The sequence below is a fragment of the Micromonospora sp. LOL_021 genome (assembly GCF_048060215.1).
In the GTDB taxonomy this organism is placed as follows: domain Bacteria; phylum Actinomycetota; class Actinomycetes; order Mycobacteriales; family Micromonosporaceae; genus Micromonospora_E.
In genome coordinates this window covers 37,337-54,518 of sequence record NZ_JBHMIN010000043.1, presented here as the reverse complement: position 1 = coordinate 54,518, position 17,182 = coordinate 37,337, and the positions used below count along the sequence as shown (strand labels likewise).

Sequence of the window (17,182 nt, the reverse complement as noted above, 5' to 3'; positions counted from 1 at the left end):
GTACCCCGTCCCGCGCGCCGCGCCGTGGGTCGGTCGGCGGGGGACCGGACCCGGCCCCCGGGCCGGTCGGCGGCCCGGTCGGTGGGCCCGCGCCGGCACCGGCGCCCGGGTACGGGCGGCCCGACCGGGTGACCGGCCCGGCGGACCAGTCCACGGCGGTCCCGGACGTTGACCGGTCAGACGGCAGCGGAGCAGACATCTCTCCTAGTGAAGCACTCGACAGTGGGAAAACCGGCAGCGCCCCGACGGGATACGGTGGATCAGCGCGGGGCCGCTTCGATGTCGGTGGACCGTACCGGCGGGTCGGGCGCGTGCAGTTCGACGACGACCGGCCCGGTGCCGGCGGTCGGACCGGTGTACCAGGGAGTGACGACAGAGACCAGGGCCAGCAGCACGCCGAGCATCGCGACGCCGACGACGAGCAGGATCTCTCTCGTCGCGCTGGTCTCGGCTGTCATCTCCACCCGACCTCTCTGCCCGGGGGTGGCGTCCCGGCGGTCGTGCCTCGTCCGCCACGCAAAGGATCCCGGTGGCGGGCGCGGCGTGCAGTCAGCCATCGGACGAAAAGCGTGGATGTCTCGCGGAACCCGCCGGCCGTACGGACGACCCTGCTCATCCGTACGGGCGTCACTGTCCCGTCGACACCGGCGGCGCCGCTAGAACGTACGGCCGGCCGCGACGACGAACGGCCGGCGGACGGCGCGGCCACCGGGTCCGTCGCAGGCGTCAACCGGTCCGGCGCCGGGTAGAGGGACCCGCATACCTGTCGGCACCACGGCTCACCGGGGAGAGTGGTGCCTGACGGACTCACCATGCGGAGGAGACACCCGTGACGGACCATCTGGCGGAGATCAAAGCGCTGCCAGTGCCCGAACTCACCGACGGCTACCCGGCGATCGCCGACCACGGCCTGATCGGCGACGGCCAGACCGCCGCGCTGGTCGGCGTCGACGGCACCGTACGGTGGCTCTGCCTGCCGAGATTCGACGGCCCGGCGCTGTTCGCGGCACTGCTCGACGCCGAACGGGGCGGAGCCTGGACGCTGCGGCCGGCTGGCCTGCGCGCCGTCCGGCAGGAGTACCTGCCGGACACCGCCGTACTGCGTACCGAACTGCACACTGCCACCGGACGCCTGGAGATCCGCGACGCGCTGTTGATCACCGCCGCGTCCGGCGAACCGGCAAACGGGCCGGCCGACGGGGCCGGCGGTCGGCACGACGGGGCCGGACCGGCCGTCGACCGGCCGCTCGGCACCGAACTCGGGGTGGCCTGCGGCGAGCTGGGCCGCCTGGTCACCGTCATCGACGGCACGGTCGACCTGGAGATCGGGCTGACCGGCCGGGGTGGGCTGCGGACCACCCCCAGCGCCGAGGAGATCGGCATCGAGGTCCTGGCCGGGAACGGCGGCCGGCTGCGGCTGACCGCCAGCCGGCCGGTGCCCGGCCTGGACCGGCTGGCCGGCCGGATCCGGTTGACCGCCGGCGACCGGCTCAGCCTGGTGCTGCGCTGGGCGCAGGGTCCGACCCGGCACCGCGACGCCGATCAGCTCGCCGCCGCGCTGGACCGCACGGCGGCGGCCTGGCGGACCTGGAGCCGCCAGATCAACTACGCGGGCCGGCACGCCGACTTGGTCCGCCGCAGCGCCATCACGCTCAAGCTCTGCGACGATCACGACAGCGGGGCGCTCGTCGCCGCCCCCACATCGTCGCTGCCGGAGGCGATCGGCGGCCGCCGCAACTGGGACTACCGGTTCACCTGGGTACGCGACGCCGCGTACACCGTCTACGCGCTGCGCCGGATCGGGATGGCCGCCGAAGCCGAGTCGTTTCTGTCCTGGGTGCTGCGCGCCTGCACCCGCGACGGCCGACCACACGTGCTCTACACCCTGGACGGCACCCGGCCGGCCCCCGAACGGATCGACCCGGACCTGTCCGGCTACCGAGGTTCCCGGCCGGTGCGCTGGGGCAACGCGGCGGCCGATCAGATCCAGCACGACGTGTACGGCGAGATCCTCGACTGCGCCTGGCAGTGGGCCCGGGCCGGCGGTGCGGTCGACGACCGGCGGTGGTCCCGGCTGACCCGGCTGGGCCGCTCGGCGTTGCAACACTGGCGTACCCCGGACCACGGCATCTGGGAGATCCGCCACGAGGGCCGCCCGTTCACCTACTCGGTGGCGATGTGCCAGGTGGCGGCCGACCGGATGGCCCGACTGGCGACCGCCACCGGCCGGCGCGACGAGGTCGAGCCGTGGCGGCGGGCGGCCGAGGAGATCCGCTCGGCGCTGCTGGCCGAGGCGTGGGACGACGACAACGGGCACTTCACCGAACACCTCGGTCAGCCCGGCACCGTCGACGCCAGCCTGCTCGCCCTGCCGCTGCGCCGGGTGGTCGACCCCGCCGATCCCCGGATGGTCGCCACCGTCGACGCCGTCCAGCAACGTCTCGGCGCCGGCGGCGACCTGCTCTACCGCTACCTGCCGGCCGAGTCGCCGGACGGGGTCGGCGGCGGCGAGGGAGCCTTCCTGCTCTGCTCCTTCTGGTGGGTGGACAACCTGGCCGGCAGCGGCCAACTGGACCGGGCCCACGAATTGTTCGAACAGCTCTGCGGCCGGGTGAACCACGTCGGGTTGCTCCCCGAGCAGATCGACCCCGCGACCGGCGCCTTCCTGGGAAACTTCCCGCAGGCGTTCAGTCACATCGGGCTGATCAGCAGCGCGGTCAACCTGGCCCGGTACGGAAGGATGCGGACGTGACAGCGAACGTGATCGTGCTCGGCGCCACCGGCGACCTCACCACCCGCTACCTGTTGCCTGGCCTGGCCCAGCTGCGGGAGCTCGGCCGGCCGGCCGGCGGGATGCGGCTGATCGGGGTGGCCCGCGACGAGCTCGACGACCGGGGCTTCCGGCACCGGGTGAGCGCCGCGCTGCGCGAACATGCCCCCGATGTGGCCACCCGGGCCCGCAGCGAACTCGCCGAGACGGCCAGCTACGTCCACGGTGACGTGACCGACCCGCAGGTGCTGGCGACGGCGCTGGAGATCGCCCGCGACGGTGAGCGGGCCCGTCACGGTGACGACGCCGTGGTGGTCTACCTGGCCCTGCCGCACCGGTTGTTCGAGCCGGTCGCGATCGCGCTGGGCCGCTGCGACCTGCCGGCCGGCCTCCGCCTGGTGGTGGAGAAGCCGTTTGGCGAGGACCTGGCCAGCGCCCGGCGGCTGAACACGGTGCTGCACCAGGTGCTGCCGGACGACCGGGTGTTCCGGGTGGACCACTTCCTGGCCAAGCAGACCGTGCTGAACCTGCTCGGGCTGCGGTTCGCCAACCGGGTGCTGGAGCCGCTGTGGAGCAACACGCACATCACCGGAGTCGACATCGTCTTCGACGAGACGGTCGACGCGGAGGGTCGGTCCAGCTACTACGACCACGCCGGTGCGCTGCGCGACATGGTGCAGAACCATCTGCTGCAGTTGCTGACCCTGGTGGCGATGGAGCCGCCGCTGACCGTCGACCCGGCCGACCTGGCGGTGCGCAAACTGGACGTGCTGCGGGCGGTCCGCCCGATCCAGGCCGCCGACGTGGCCGACTGCACGGTACGCGGTCGGTACACCGCCGGGGTGGTCCAGGGCCGGCGCGGCGAGCGGAAGGTGGCCAGCTACGTCGACGGCGCCGGGGTCGACCCGGCGCGGGGCACCGAGACGTACGCCGAACTGACCGTCCACATCGACAACTGGCGGTGGTCGGGGGTGCCGTTCAAGCTGCGTACCGGCAAGGCGTTGGCCGCCGACCGGCGCGAGATCGTGATTCGCTTCGCCGACGTGCCGCACGCGATCTTCACTGACCGGGACAGCCAGTGCAACGAGCTGCGGCTGCAACTCGATCCGGACCGGATGTCGCTGCGGCTCAACGTCAACGGCATCGGTGACCCGTTCGACCTGGAGCCGGTCGAGATGGTCACCGAGCTGGCCCGGCAGGCGCCGAGCCCGTACGGGCAGTTGCTGCTGGCCATCATCGAAGGTGACACCCGGCTCAGCGCCCAGGCGCAGGAGGCCGAGGAGAGCTGGCGGATCATCGAGCCGGTGCTCGCCGGTTGGGCGCAGGGCAGGACACCGCTACGCGACTATCCGGCCGGCAGCACCGGCCCACGGCCCTGACCGGCCGGGCCGCAGCCGGCTCCCGGTCGGGCCGGACCACATACGGGTCCGGCCCGGTCCGGGCCTGATGCGGGTGGTCTGGTCGGTCAGCGGGCCGCCGGACGGCGGGCCGGGCGACGCCGGCCGCCCGGGCGACGCCCGGGGCGACGACCGGTACCGGTGCCGCCGGCGGTGCCGGCCGGGGTGTTCTTCGCCGCCGCGGCCCGGGTCGGCGTGGGCAGCGTGACCGGCACCCCGGACGGAGTGCGGGCACCGGTGACCCGGGCCAGCTCCGCGTCCGCCGGGCCGACCGAGTTGCGCTGCGGACGGATCTTCGCGGCGGCCATCAGGCGGTCCATGTCCCGCCGCTGCTCGGGCAGGACCAGGGTGGCCACCACGCCGGCGGCACCGGCACGGGCGGTACGCCCACCCCGGTGCAGGTAGTCCTTGTGGTCCGCCGGCGGGTCGACGTTGAGCACCAGGTCGAGGTCGTCGATGTGGATGCCGCGGGCCGCGACGTCGGTGGCGACCAGCGCGGTTACCTGACCGGTCTTGAACTGCTCCAGGATGCGGTTGCGCTGCCCCTGGGACTTGCCGCCGTGCAGGGCGGCCGCCCGTACCCCGCTGGCGAGCAACTGGCGGGCCAGCCGGTCGGCGCGGTGCTTGGTTCCGATGAACATGATCACCCGGCCGTCCCGGGCGGCGATGGCCGCCGTGGTCGCCGGCTTGTCGGCCGCGCTGACGTGCAACAGGTGGTGGCTCATCGCGCCGACGGTGGCGGTCGACGGGTCGACCCGATGTGACACCGGGTCGGTGAGGAACTCGCGGACCAGCCGGTCCACCCCGCGGTCCAGGGTGGCCGAAAAGAGCATCCGCTGCCCGCCCGGCGCGACCTTGCGCAGGATCATGGTGACCTGCGGCAGGAAGCCCATGTCGGCCATCTGGTCGGCCTCGTCGAGCACCGCCACAGTGACGTCGTCGAGCTGGCACGCGCCCCGGTTGACCAGGTCGTTGAGCCGGCCCGGGGTGGCGACGACGATTTCCGCGCCGGAGCGCAGCGCGTCGGCCTGGCGTTGGATCGACAGGCCGCCGACGACGGTGACGCAGCGCAGCCGCACCGCCCGGGCGTACGGTTCCACCGCGGCGGTCACCTGCTGGGCCAACTCACGGGTGGGGACCAGGACCAGGGCCAGTGGCCGGCCGGGGCGGGCGCGCCGCCCGGCGGTACGGGCCACCAGCGGCAGCCCGAAGGCGAGGGTCTTGCCGGAGCCGGTGCGGCCGCGGCCAAGGACGTCACGGCCGGCCAACGAGTCGGGCAGAGTCGCCGCCTGGATGGGAAACGGCTCGTTGATGCCGTTGGCGGTCAGCGCGGCGAGCAAGCTCGCCGGCACACCGAGGTCGGCGAACGAGGGCTTCTGGACGTGAAGGATCGTGGTGGTGCTCATTTGACCGGATCGGCCTTCCGCTAGCTAGGTGGCACGTAGCGAGGAAGGCGCCGGGCGACGGGGTCGCCAGCAGCGGGTCACAAGCACGAACCAGGGTGGGACTTGCTGCGGTCCGGCTCCCGCCGCCGGGCGGCGGGAGCCGGACCGTTCGTACCGAACAGCTCAGAGCGGGCGGATGTTGGCCGCCTGCGGGCCCTTCTGGCCCTGGGTGATCTCGAACTCGACCCGCTGGTTCTCGTCCAGGCTCCGGTAACCGGAGGACTGGATGGCGGAGAAGTGGGCGAACACGTCGGCACCGCCCTCATCCGGGGTGATGAAACCAAAACCCTTGTCCGCGTTGAACCACTTGACGGTGCCTACTGCCATGTAACTCTTCTCCTTGATGGAACGATCGGACCCGAGACTGCCTGCGGGCCGATGTGAGATCCGCGCTTACTACGCGGATCGGCGTCGCGGTGCTGATCGCCCCATCCGGAACAGAGCCCGGACACAACAAAGAGCGCCTGGGCCGAGACCCCACAGGCGCTCGCACTGTCTCTGTGACCGGCCGGCCGGCGGGTAGCACCGGGGACGGCACGGGGAACCAATACTGCAACACCGCCAGGCTATCACGAATCCGGCGTGTCACCCAGCAACGGCAGATCACTGATCAGCTTCGCCAGCCCGGCCCGGTCCAGCAGGTCAGCCGGGCGCACGGTGACGCCGTCGCGCACGTAGTGGAACGCCGCCCGGACCTGCTCCACCGGCACCCCGGCCAGGTCCGCCCAGGCCAGCCGGTACGCGGCGAGCTGCACCGCCGCCGCGGCCTCGGCCACCCCGGTCGGTTGCCGGCCGGTCTTCCAGTCCACCACGTCGTAGCGCCCACCCGGGCCGGCGAACACCGCGTCCATCCGGCCGCGGACCACCACCCCGGAGATCACCGTGGCGAACGGCACCTCCACCTCGACCGGCACCCGGCCGGCCCACTCGCTGGCCAGGAACCGCTCCTGCAGCTCCAGCAGGGCGTCGTCGGGTGCCGCGTCCGCGTCGGCCGCACCGGGCAACTCGTCGACGTCCAACAGCCGGTCCGCGCCGAAGCGCTGCTCCAGCCAGGCGTGGAACGCGGTCCCTCGCCGGGCGTACGGATCCGGGCGGCCGGGCAGCGGCCGACGCAGCGTGCGGGCCAGCCCGAACCGGTCCCGACGCAGGGCCACCAGCTGCGACACCGACAGCTGGTCCGGCAACGGCACGTCCACCGGCCCGACCCCGTGGGCCAGCCGATCCCGCTCGCCGAGCAGGATCCGGGCCTCCGCCCACCACCCCGCCGACGGCTGGTCGTCCGGCGGGTCGACCGGCCGGTCCATCGCCTGGCGGACCAGGTTGGCCGCCTCCGTCATCCGGGGCCGCTGCACGCCCAGCGGATCAGCCGGCCACTCGGCCCGTACCGTCACCTCGTCGATCGGGTTCGCCGCGCCCGGCAGCGGCTCCGGCGCCCAGTGGTCCACCACCCCCGCGCCGGCCAGGCAGTCGTCGTGGATCTCCTTGAGGAACACCGACGGCCCGCGGTGCCGCTTCACCCCGGCCCCCCACCAGTAGCCGGAACAGAGCAGCAGCCGGCGCGGCCGGGTGACCGCCACGTACGCCAGCCGCCGTTCCTCCCGCTCGTCGTGCTCGCGCCACCGCTTGCCGAACTCGGTCAGCTCCCGCTGCACCGCCTTCTGGTCCTCGGCGTCGTCGAGGTCGAGCGCCGGCAGGCCGTCCGCGTCGCCGCGCAGCGGGAACGGCAGCACCCCGAGTCCGTACAGGTAGTGGTCCGAACCGCGCACCGCGCCCGGCCAGACGTCGCGGGTCAGCCCGGCCACCGCCACCACGTCCCACTCCAGACCCTTGGCGGCGTGCGCGGTGAGGATCTGCACCGCGCCGGAGACCACGTCGATCTCGCCGGGACTCAGCCCGCGTTCCTCGTCCTCGGCGGCGTCCAGGAACGCCAGGAACGCCGACAGGGTCGCGGTGTCCGACTCGCCAGCGAACCGGGCCGCGACGTCGCCGAGCGCGTCCAGGTGCCCGCGGGCCAGCCCGGCGTCCCCGCCGCCGGCCCCGCCGGCCCGCACCGCGACCTCCACGTCCAGGCCGGTGGTCCGCTCGACGTCGGCGATCAGGTCCGGCAACGACTGGTCCAGGCGTTGCCGCAGCAGGGCCAGCTCCCGGCCGTACCCGCGCAGCCGGGCGTAGCCCTCCGCCGAGTAGAGCTGGGCCGGCCCCGGATCGGCCAACGCCTCGACCAGGCTGGCCTCGTCGAGGCGATCGACGACGATCTCCGGCTCGGCGGCCCCCGCCCGGGGCAGCTCCCGCCGGGCGTCGGCGATCGCCCGGGCCCGCCGGTGCAGGGCCACCAGGTCCCGGGGACCGATCCGCCACCGGGCCCCGGTCAGCAGCCGCAGCAGCGCCGCGCCGTCGGTCGGATCGGCCAGCACGCGCAGCGTACTGACGACGTCGCGGACCTCCGGGGTGTCCAGCAGACCGCCGAGACCGACCACCTCGACCGGCAGGCCGCGGGCCCGCAGCGCCGCCTCGACCGCCGGGATCTGGCTGCGGACCCGGACCAGCACCGCGCTGGTCGGCCGGGCGTCGACCGGGATCTCGTCGCCGCGACCCGGCTCGACGCCGGCCGCCCCGCGCCAGGCGGCCAGCATGCCGTCGGCGATCCATTCGGCCTCGTCGAGCACCGTGTCCAGCAGCGCGCAGTGCACCGTCGCGGCCGGCGCGCCCCGGGCCGTGCGGCCCGGGATCGGCGGGGCTACCTTCGCGGCGGCGGCCAGCGCCGCCACCCGGGCCCCGGCGGTACGCAGCGGGCCGGACAGTTGGTTGGCGACGCTGAGGATCTCCGGCCGGTTACGCCAACTGGTGGTCAGCGTCAGCGACCGGGCCGGGGTGCCGTCGGCGCGGGCGAACTCGCCGGGGAACCGGTCCAGGGTACCGGCGCTCGCCCCGCGCCAGCCGTAGATCGACTGGCAGGGGTCACCGACCGCGACCACCGGATGCCCGCCGCCGAACAGCGACCGCAGCATCACCACCTGGGCGTGGCTGGTGTCCTGGTACTCGTCGAGCAGCACCACCCGGTAGCGGTCGCGCTCCAGCTCGCCCACGGCCGGATGGTCCCGGGCCACCTGCGCGGCCCGGGACATCTGGTCGGCGAAGTCCATCGCCTCGAAGTCGGCCTTACGCTGCTGGTACGCCCGGACCAGCGGCAGCAGCCGCAGCCGGATCTGCTGGATGGTCAGCGCCCGACGCACGTCGGCGTACACCCGGCCGGGCCGGGACTGCACCTCGGCGAAGAACCGGCCGGTCCAGCCGGCCAACTGGTCCGGGGTGACCAGGTGTTCGGCCAGCTCCCCGGCGAGCGCCAGCACCGCGTCGGTGACCGTGCCCGGCGCCCGGTCCACCTCGGACATGTCGCCGTCGTAGTTGCGCACCAGGAAGTCGACGATCTGCCAGCGGGAGGCCTCGGTGAGCAGCCGGGCCGACGGCTCGTAGCCGGCCCGCAGCCCGTGTTCGGTGACCACCCGGGCGGCGTACGAGTGGTAAGTGGCGACCATCGGCTCACCGGCCAGCGGATCCTCCTCCGGCCGCCGACCCTGCCGGCCGAGCTGGCGGACCAGCTGTCCCAGTCGGGTCCGGATCCGGTGGGCCAGCTCCCCGGCGGCCTTGCGGGTGAAGGTGAGGCCGAGCACCTGCTCCGGGCGTACCTGGTCGTTGGCGACCAGCCAGACCACCCGGGCGGCCATCGTCTCGGTCTTGCCGGACCCGGCCCCGGCGACCACCAGCAGCGGCTCCACCGGGGCGGCGATGATCGCCGCCTGCTCCGGGGTCGGTGGCGGCAGCTTCAGCAGCCGGGACAGCTCCTGCGGGGTGTAGCGCGGGCCGGAGTCGGCGCGGCGGCGCGGCGACGGCGTGGCGGCGAACAGCGACTGCTGAGTCATCCGTGCTCCGCTGGTGGCTCGGTGGCCGGCGACCCGCCGGGCGGTGGCTGGACCGACGGTGGCTCGACGACCTGGCGGCCCTTGCCGGAGACCGGGCAGCTGGTCTTCACCGGGCATACCCGGCAGCTGGAGTTGGCCACCGCCGAGAACGTCGACGCGGCCATCGTCTGGGCGGTACGGCGGACCATCGCCGTCGCCCAGCCGGCGTCGTCGGTGTCGGCCAGCGGCTCCTGCTGCTGCTCCTTCGCCTCCTTCACCGGGGTACCGAGCTGGACCAGCGCCGCGCCCCCGGAGTCGTCGCCGTACTCGGCGAACGCCCCCGCCTCGACCGCCGCCTGGTATGCACCGAGCTGCGGATGCTCGGCCAGCTCGGCGGCGGTGACCGAGGTCGATTTGCCGGTCTTGAGGTCGATCACCACCAGCCGGCCGTCGGCGTCGATCTCCAACCGGTCCACCCGGCCGGTCAGCTCCACCGGCTGCCGCGGGTCGTCCAGCCGTACGGTGAACTCGTGCTCGATGGCGAGCAGCCGGCGCGGATTGCTGGCCAGCCAGCGCAGCAGCTTGTCGACCATGCCTTCGGCACGGGCCAGCTCCGGACCAGCCATCCAGCGGGCGGCCAGGTCGATCGCGTCGAACCGGGCGGCGACGTACTCCAGCAGTTTCGCCCGGTCGACGCTGGCGTCCTCGGCGAGCATCGCCGCCGCGTGCACCAGGTTGCCGACGCCGGCCGCCGCGCTCGGCTCCCCCCGGCCGCCGTGCCGCTCCAACAGCCAGCGCAGGCTGCACCGCAGCGCGCTCTCCATGGTCGACGGGGTGACCCGGACCGACTCGCCCTCGTCGACCAGCGGCCGGTCGTCGGACAGCGGCCGCAGCCCCCACCAGTCGTCGGGGTGGGCACCGGGCACCCCGGCGACCGCCAGCCGGCCGAGCACCGCCGCCGCCTCCTGCCGGCGCTGCGGCTGCGCTGTCTGGTCGGTGACCACGGTACGCAGCTCGGCGACCAGCGCCGGCAGGGTGAGCGACCGGGGCGGCCGGCCGGCCGGCAGGGTCGGCAGCTCCTCGCCGTCGGCGTCCACCGTCGACACGCCCAGCTCGTGCAGGAACCGGCTCGGCTGTTCCTCGTGGTCCAGCCCGCCGACTCCGGCGGAGGCGACCGCGGTGACCAGCAGCCGTCGGCGGGCCCGGGTCACCGCCACGTAGAACAGCCGCCGCTCCTCGTCGAGCAGCGCCGAGGTCTGCGCCACCAGCGACGCGGTGAGCCCGGCGCCGTCGGCCCGACCGGTCAGCACGTCGACCAGCCGTTCCGAACCGAGCAGGCTGCCGCGCAGCCGCAGGTCCGGCCAGACGCCCTCCTGCACCCCGGCGATCGCCACCACGTCCCATTCCAGGCCTTTCGCGGCATGCGCGGTCAGCAGCCGGACCGCCTCGCCGCGATCGCCGCTCGGTGCCAGGGTGTCGGCCGGCAACTGCTGGCCGAGCACATGGTCGAGGAAGACCTCGGTTCGGGCACCCGGCAGCCGGTCGACGAACCGGGCCGCCGCGTCGAACAGTGCCATCACCGCGTCCAGGTCCCGGTCCGCCGCCGCTGCCCGCCACCGCGCCCCGGCGTCGGTCACCCCACCGACCGGTACGGTGCCGGCCGGCCCGGCCGGGGTCCGGCCGCGCAGGATCGCACCGAACCACCGGTCGGCCAGCCCGCTGGTCTGCCACACCGCCCAGAGCACGTCCTCGGCGGTCGCACCCGGCCGGGCCGCGGTGTCCCGGGCGGTGGCCAGCAGCGTCGCGACCGCCTGCGCCGGTGCCGCCCAGCGGCGTTCGATCGCGGCCAGCTCCGCCGGATCGCGCAACGCGTCGACCAGCAGCTCGCCGGAGGGACGGCGGTCACCGGCGGCCAGCGCCAGGGCCCGCAGCCCCTGCCGCAGCCGCCGCTCGGCCAGCGGGTCCGCCCCGCCCAGCGGGGAGTGCAGCAGCGCGACCGCCGCCTCCTCGTCCAGTCGGTCCGGCTCCAACGCGCAGCGCAGCAGCAACAGCAGCGGCGCCACCGCCGGCTGCCGGTGCAGCGGCAGGTCCTCGGCGTGCACCACGGTCGGCACGCCGGTGATGTGCAGGGCCCGCTGCAGCGGCGGCAGCTGCAGCGTGGTGGAGCGCACGATCACCGCCATCCGGGACCAGGGCACCCCGTCGATCAGGTGCGCCACCCGCAGCGCGTGGGCCAGGTAGCCGGCCTCGCTGGTCGCCGAACGGAACACCCGTACCGCCACGGGGTCGGCACGGTCCGACGCCGCGCCGTCGGCCGACGGCGGGTCCGAGTCCGCGCCGTCGGCCGCCGACGGATCGGCCGCCCCGCCAGCCGGGGCCGGGCGCAGGTCACGGTGGCCGGCCGGGCCGCGCAGCCGCCGGGCCACCCGACCGGTCGCCGCCAGCAGCTCCGGGTCGGCGCGGTAGCAGACCGGCAGCAGGATCTGCCGGGCGGGCGCGCCCGAGGCGGTCCGGAACCGGTGCCCGAACGCCGGCACGATGCCCGGATCCGCGCCTCGGAACGCGTACGTCGAGGAGTCCGGGTCGGCGAACGCGACCAGCGGCCGCCCGCCACCGGCGATCAGACCGAGCAGCTCGACCTGCGCCGGGTCGGTGTCGGCCAACTCGTCGACGTAGACGTAGGACAGTCGGCCCCGTTCGGCCGCCAGCAGCGACGGATCGTCGGTGAGCAGCCCGGTGGCGGCCCGGACCAGCTCGGCGTGGTCGTAGCCGATCGAACCCCGGTTGCTGACGTCGCGCAGCGCGAGGACCGCGACGTACTGGCGCAGGAAGCGGGCCGCCGCCGGCCAGTCGGCCCGGCCCAGCCGTTCGCCGAGCCGGGCCAGCTCGACCGGCCCGACACCGCGTTCGGTGGCCCGCTGCAGCAGGTCGCGCAGCTGGGTGGCGAACGCCCTGGTGGGCAGGGCGGCGCGCAGCTCCGGCGGCCAGCCGACCGGGTCGCCGATCTGGTCACCGTTCTGATCGCCGGTCGGGCCGGTGGAGCCGTTGGTGGTGGCGGCCGGGTCGTCCGGGGCGGCGGCCCCCGGTTGCGGTCCGGCCACGTCCAGCAGCTCGCGGATGATCAGATCCTGCTCGGGGCCGGTGAGCAGCCGCGGCGACGGCTCGCCCCGTTCGGCGGCGGCGCGGCGCAACAGGCCGAACGCGTAGCCGGGAAACGTGCGTACCAGGGGTTCGTGCAGCACCCGCCGGGAGCCGGCGGCGATCGCCGCCTCGATCCGTCGGCGCAGTGCGACGGCGGCCCGCCGGTTGAAGGTGAGCACCAGGATCCGCTCCGGGTCGGTCCCCTCGGCTACCCGGGTGGCGACCGCGTCGACCAGCGTGCTGGTCTTGCCGGTCCCCGGACCACCGACGACCAGCAGCGGCCCGTCGGTGTGCGCGACCACCGCCTGCTGCGCGGGGTCGTCGAAGCGCGCCGGCTCGGCCCGCGCCGGCCGGCGGACCAGCCGGTACGCCTGCACGCCGCTCATCTCACCACGACGCGGCGACACCGCGCGGCGCGTGGGTGCACGCCCACCCGGTACCCGGTCAATCCAGCCGGGACCCGATGGCGTCCAGCGCGGCCGGCACCGAGTCGACGACGATCAGCAGATCCAGCGCCGTACGCCCGACGAAGGCGGTGTCGGCCAACGCCGCCAGCCAGGTCAGCAGGCCCTGGTAGAAGCCGTCCGGGTCGACCAGCACGACCGGCTTGCGGTGCAGCCCCAGCACGGCGGTGGTCCAGACCTCGAACAGTTCGTCCAGGGTGCCGAGGCCGCCGGGGAGGGTGACGAACGCGTCCGACTTCTCGATCATCAGGGTCTTGCGGCTGGCCATCCCGTCGGTGACGACGAGTTCGTCGGAGCGGGTGTCGGCCACCTCCAAGTCGACCAGCGACTGCGGGATCACCCCCAGGGTGTAGCCGCCACCGGCCCGGGTGCCGTCGGCCAGCGCCCCCATCATGCCGACGCAGCCGCCGCCGGAGACCAGGGTGTGCCCACGTCGGGCCAGCTCCCGCCCGGTCTCGGCGGCCAGGTCGAGCCACCGCTGCTCCAGGGTGCGCGACGAGGCGCAGAAGACTCCGATCGCGGCCATCCGTGCTGCTCCTCTCATTCCGCCGGCCGGTGGTCCCCGGCCGGTGCCCGTTCGTCGGCCTGCCGCTCGGCCTCGATCTGGGCGTGCGCCGTCTGACGCAGCGCCGCCTGCTCGGCGGCGAGTGCGGCATCCGCGTCGACGATGTGCCGTACCGCCTCAGCGACGTCGTCGGTCAGGCAGAGCAGGTCGAGGTCGGCGTCGCCGATCCGGCCCTGCGCCTGCATCGTGTCACGCAGCCAGTCGACCAGTCCGGACCAGTACCCGGTGCCCATCAGCACCACCGGGAACCTGGTCACCTTGCCGGTCTGCACCAGGGTGAGCGCCTCGAACAGCTCGTCCATGGTGCCGAACCCGCCGGGCAGCACCACGAACGCCTGGGCGTACTTGACGAACATGGTCTTGCGGGCGAAGAAGTAGCGGAAGTTGATGCCGACCTCCACCCATTCGTTGATGCCCTGCTCGAACGGCAATTCGATGCCGAGCCCCACCGACACGCCGCCGGCTTCGGTGGCGCCCCGGTTGGCCGCCTCCATCACACCGGGACCGCCGCCGGTGATCACGGCGTAGCCGGCACCGGCGAGCGCGCGGCCGAGTTCTTCGGCGAGCCGGCATTCAGGGCTGTCCGGCGCGCTGCGGGCTGACCCGAAAACGCTGACCGCCGGCGGCAGATCAGCGAGAGTGTCGAACCCTTCGACGAACTCCGACAGGATTCGCAGCGCCCGCCAGGAATCCTTGGTCTTCCATTCGCCACGGGCCCGTGAATCGAGCAGACCCTGATCGGCGGTGCTGCGGCGGACCGCTTCCCGGCGCAGGGTCACCGCGCCCCGGTGCCGCTCCGAACCCGGTTCGTCGGGTGTCGCACCGATCCGGTCCGGTCCCGGTCGGGATTGGTCGTCTGGCGCGCGATGGTTGTTCGACTGGTCCATCTGGACAACCGTAGTGGGCGGCGTGCCGTGCTTGACGTCGCCGCCCGCGCGTGTCCAGTGCGGACGCCGAACCGCCCCGCTGCGGCACTCACCCGACGCGTGACGAAAAGGTGATGTCAATCTGGCGTCAAGTGCAACCAAATCGGCTGCGGCTACGTCTCCATTAACAGATACTGGGTACGCCGGACGGTGGGGAGGACGCCGTCACGGCACCTTCGGGGGGAGGAGTAGTCATGATGACACGTAGCGAACTCATCCGGGTCCGGCGGCAGATGCACCGCCGGATCCGTGTCGTGGTGGCCGAGCGCCGGGTTGCCGGGGGGCGAGCGCATCCGGCTGAGCCGGTGGACGACGCCGTCGAGCAGGAGCCGGCGCTGCTGCGGTGATCCCGGCTGCGGTGATCCCGATTCACTCCGGCGTCAGCCAACGCCGGAGTGTCTCGGCACCTTGCTGAATCTTGTCGATCTCCACGTGCTCGTCTCGGGCGTGCGCCAGGTTGGGGTCGCCGGGGCCGAAGTTGAGCGCCGGGATGCCCAGCGCGGCGAACCGGGCGACGTCGGTCCAGCCCAGCTTCGCGACCGGCGGCTCGCCGACCGCGGCGAGGAACTCCCGCGCCGGTGCCGACGCCAGTCCGGGCAGCGCCCCGCCAGCGCAGTCGACCACCTCGACGTCGAACCCGGCGAAGACCTCGCGGACGTGCTGCTCCGCCTGCCGCCCGTCGCGGTCCGGCGCGAACCGGAAGTTGACCTCGACGTCGCACCGGTCCGGGATCACGTTGCCGGCCACCCCGCCGCCGATCCGGACCGCGTTCAACCCTTCCCGGTACTCACATCCGTCGATGGCGACGGTCCGCACCGAGTAGTCGCCCAGCCGACGCAGCACCTCACCGGCGGCGTGGATGGCGTTCACCCCACGCCAGGACCGGGCCGAGTGGGCCCGGCGGCCGGTGGTGCCGACCACCGCCCGCAGGGTGCCCTGGCAACCGGCCTCGACGACGCCGTGGGTCGGCTCGTGCAGCACCGCGAAGTCGGCCGCCAGCCACTGCGGGTGGGCTTCGGCCACCAGGCGCAGCCCGTTGAACCGTGAGTCGATCTCCTCCGCCTCGTAGAACAGGTAGGTGACGTCGTACCTCGGCTCGGCGACGGTGGCCGCCAGATGCAACGCGTGCGCCACCCCGGACTTCATGTCCGAGGTGCCGCAACCGTAGATCAGGTCACCGACCACCCGGGACGGGAAGTTGTCGGCCAGCGGCACCGTGTCCAGATGCCCGGCGAGCACCACCCGCCGGGAGCGCCCCAGCTCGGTCCGGGCCATCACCGTGTTGCCGTACCGCCCGGTGGTCAGCCAGGGCACGACGGACAGCGCCTGCTCCACGCAGTCGGCGATCCGCTGCTCGTGGCGCGACACCGACTCGATGTCGACCAACGCGCGGGTCAGGGTCACCGGATCGGCCAGGACCTCGGGGGTCAGCGGGTTCACCATGGCTGGCACGGTACCGTCTCGGCAGGGTCGACTCGTCCGCTGATCACCCGGATCGCCCGGACGTCGGCCCGGTGGTGACTCGTACCCCGATCGGAAGGCGACAGTTCGGTGACGGTTTCGACGCAGCCCGCCTGGGGCATCGGCCTGGCCACCTGCACGGAGCAGGGGCAGGTGCTGGACACCTGGTATCCGGTCGGCCAGCTGGGGCTCGGCGAGCGGCCGCCGGCCGCGAACGGCGCCGCACCGGCCGGACTGCCCGCCGGGGTGGTCGGCCCCCGGGCACTGCCCGGACTGCGTACCGAGATCGTGGTCGTCGAGATCGGTTCGCTGGCCGACCCGATCGCCGACGCCGCCGACGCGTACCTGCGGCTGCACCTGCTGTCCCACCGGCTGGTCCGGCCGAACGAGCTCAACCTGGACGGCATTTTCGGCCGGCTGGCCAACGTCGCCTGGACCTCCGCCGGACCGTGCCCGCCGGACCGGGTCGACGAGCTGCGACTGATCGAGCGGGCCGCCGGGCGCCACCTGGCGGTGTACGGGGTGGACAAGTTCCCCCGGATGACCGACTACGTGGTGCCGTCCGGGGTGCGGATCGCCGACGCCGACCGGGTACGGCTCGGCGCCCACCTGGCGTCCGGGACGACCGTCATGCACGAGGGCTTCTGCAACTTCAACGCCGGCACGCTCGGCACCTCGATGGTCGAGGGGCGGATCGTCGCCGGCGTGGTGGTCGGCGACGGCTCCGACGTCGGGGCCGGCGCGTCGATCATGGGCACCCTCTCCGGTGGCGGCACCGAAAAGGTACGCATCGGCGAGCGCAGCCTGCTGGGCGCGAACGCCGGCATCGGCATTTCGCTGGGCGACGACTGCGTGGTCGAGGCCGGCTGCTACATCACCGCCGGCTCCAAGGTGAGCCTGTCGGACGGCCGGGTGGTCAAGGCCCGCGAGTTGTCCGGGGTCGACGGGCTGCTGTTCTGGCGCAACTCGGTTACCGGCGCGTTGGAGGCCCGGCCGCGTACCGGCGCCGGCATCCAACTCAACGAGGCACTGCACGCCAACAGCTGACCGCGGACCGGCCGGTGAGGTGCGCCGGTTCCGGTCCGCCGCGGTCGGCCGGTGCCCCACCCGCCCC

General features: G+C 73.8%; 12 protein-coding genes. 4 read left to right on the top strand and 8 right to left on the bottom strand.

Annotated elements, in window-relative coordinates; translation table 11 throughout:
• Nucleotides 1-260 precede the first annotated feature (260 nt).
• Nucleotides 261-458 (bottom strand): hypothetical protein, encoded by a 198-nt coding sequence (locus ACFHWT_RS23650; RefSeq protein WP_416596863.1) that lies wholly within the window; start codon nt 456-458, stop codon nt 261-263.
• A gap of 371 nt (nt 459-829) precedes the next feature.
• On the opposite strand from ACFHWT_RS23650, the gene ACFHWT_RS23645 reads away from it, so the two are divergent.
• Both ACFHWT_RS23645 and ACFHWT_RS23640 read left to right on the top strand, forming a co-directional pair.
• Nucleotides 830-2,752 (top strand): glycoside hydrolase family 15 protein, encoded by a 1,923-nt coding sequence (locus ACFHWT_RS23645; RefSeq protein WP_416596862.1) that lies wholly within the window; start codon nt 830-832, stop codon nt 2,750-2,752.
• Nucleotides 2,749-4,149 (top strand): glucose-6-phosphate dehydrogenase, encoded by a 1,401-nt coding sequence (locus ACFHWT_RS23640; RefSeq protein WP_416596860.1) that lies wholly within the window; start codon nt 2,749-2,751, stop codon nt 4,147-4,149. Before ACFHWT_RS23645 ends, ACFHWT_RS23640 begins: the two co-directional genes overlap by 4 nt.
• Nucleotides 4,150-4,235: 86 nt before the next feature.
• On the opposite strand, the gene ACFHWT_RS23635 is transcribed toward ACFHWT_RS23640, so the two are convergent.
• The 6 genes from ACFHWT_RS23635 to ACFHWT_RS23610 form a co-directional block, all read right to left on the bottom strand.
• Nucleotides 4,236-5,573, bottom strand: a complete 1,338-nt coding sequence (locus ACFHWT_RS23635; RefSeq protein WP_416596858.1) for a DEAD/DEAH box helicase — start codon at nt 5,571-5,573, stop codon at nt 4,236-4,238.
• Nucleotides 5,574-5,735: 162 nt separating this feature from the next.
• Nucleotides 5,736-5,939 carry a cold-shock protein gene (locus ACFHWT_RS23630; RefSeq protein ID WP_123605346.1) on the bottom strand — a complete coding sequence of 68 codons (204 nt, stop codon included), beginning with the start codon at nt 5,937-5,939 and terminating at the stop codon, nt 5,736-5,738.
• Between the two features lie 242 nt (nt 5,940-6,181).
• Entirely contained in the window at nt 6,182-9,532 is a 3,351-nt protein-coding gene (locus ACFHWT_RS23625) for an ATP-dependent helicase (RefSeq protein WP_416596856.1), read from the bottom strand.
• Nucleotides 9,529-13,038: an ATP-dependent helicase gene (locus ACFHWT_RS23620; RefSeq protein WP_416596854.1), complete on the bottom strand. Its 3,510-nt coding sequence runs from the start codon at nt 13,036-13,038 to the stop codon at nt 9,529-9,531. The genes ACFHWT_RS23625 and ACFHWT_RS23620 overlap by 4 nt, the downstream gene beginning before the upstream one ends.
• Nucleotides 13,039-13,096: 58 nt before the next feature.
• Nucleotides 13,097-13,642 carry a TIGR00730 family Rossman fold protein gene (locus ACFHWT_RS23615; protein WP_416596853.1) on the bottom strand — a complete coding sequence of 182 codons (546 nt, stop codon included), beginning with the start codon at nt 13,640-13,642 and terminating at the stop codon, nt 13,097-13,099.
• 14 nt (nt 13,643-13,656) lie between these two features.
• Nucleotides 13,657-14,568: a TIGR00730 family Rossman fold protein gene (locus tag ACFHWT_RS23610; protein WP_416596852.1), complete on the bottom strand. Its 912-nt coding sequence runs from the start codon at nt 14,566-14,568 to the stop codon at nt 13,657-13,659.
• A gap of 236 nt (nt 14,569-14,804) precedes the next feature.
• Here ACFHWT_RS23610 and ACFHWT_RS23605 point away from each other — a divergent pair, with 236 nt between their 5' ends.
• Nucleotides 14,805-14,954 carry a hypothetical protein gene (locus ACFHWT_RS23605; protein ID WP_416596850.1) on the top strand — a complete coding sequence of 50 codons (150 nt, stop codon included), beginning with the start codon at nt 14,805-14,807 and terminating at the stop codon, nt 14,952-14,954.
• A gap of 22 nt (nt 14,955-14,976) precedes the next feature.
• Here the strand turns inward: ACFHWT_RS23605 and dapE are convergent, their stop codons facing one another.
• A complete protein-coding gene (gene dapE / locus ACFHWT_RS23600; protein WP_416596848.1) occupies nt 14,977-16,050 on the bottom strand; it encodes a succinyl-diaminopimelate desuccinylase in 1,074 nt (357 codons plus the stop codon).
• A gap of 108 nt (nt 16,051-16,158) precedes the next feature.
• Here dapE and dapD point away from each other — a divergent pair, with 108 nt between their 5' ends.
• Complete coding sequence (gene dapD, locus ACFHWT_RS23595; protein ID WP_416596846.1) at nt 16,159-17,115, top strand: 2,3,4,5-tetrahydropyridine-2,6-dicarboxylate N-succinyltransferase; 957 nt, start codon at nt 16,159-16,161, stop codon at nt 17,113-17,115.
• Nucleotides 17,116-17,182: the final 67 nt, after the last annotated feature.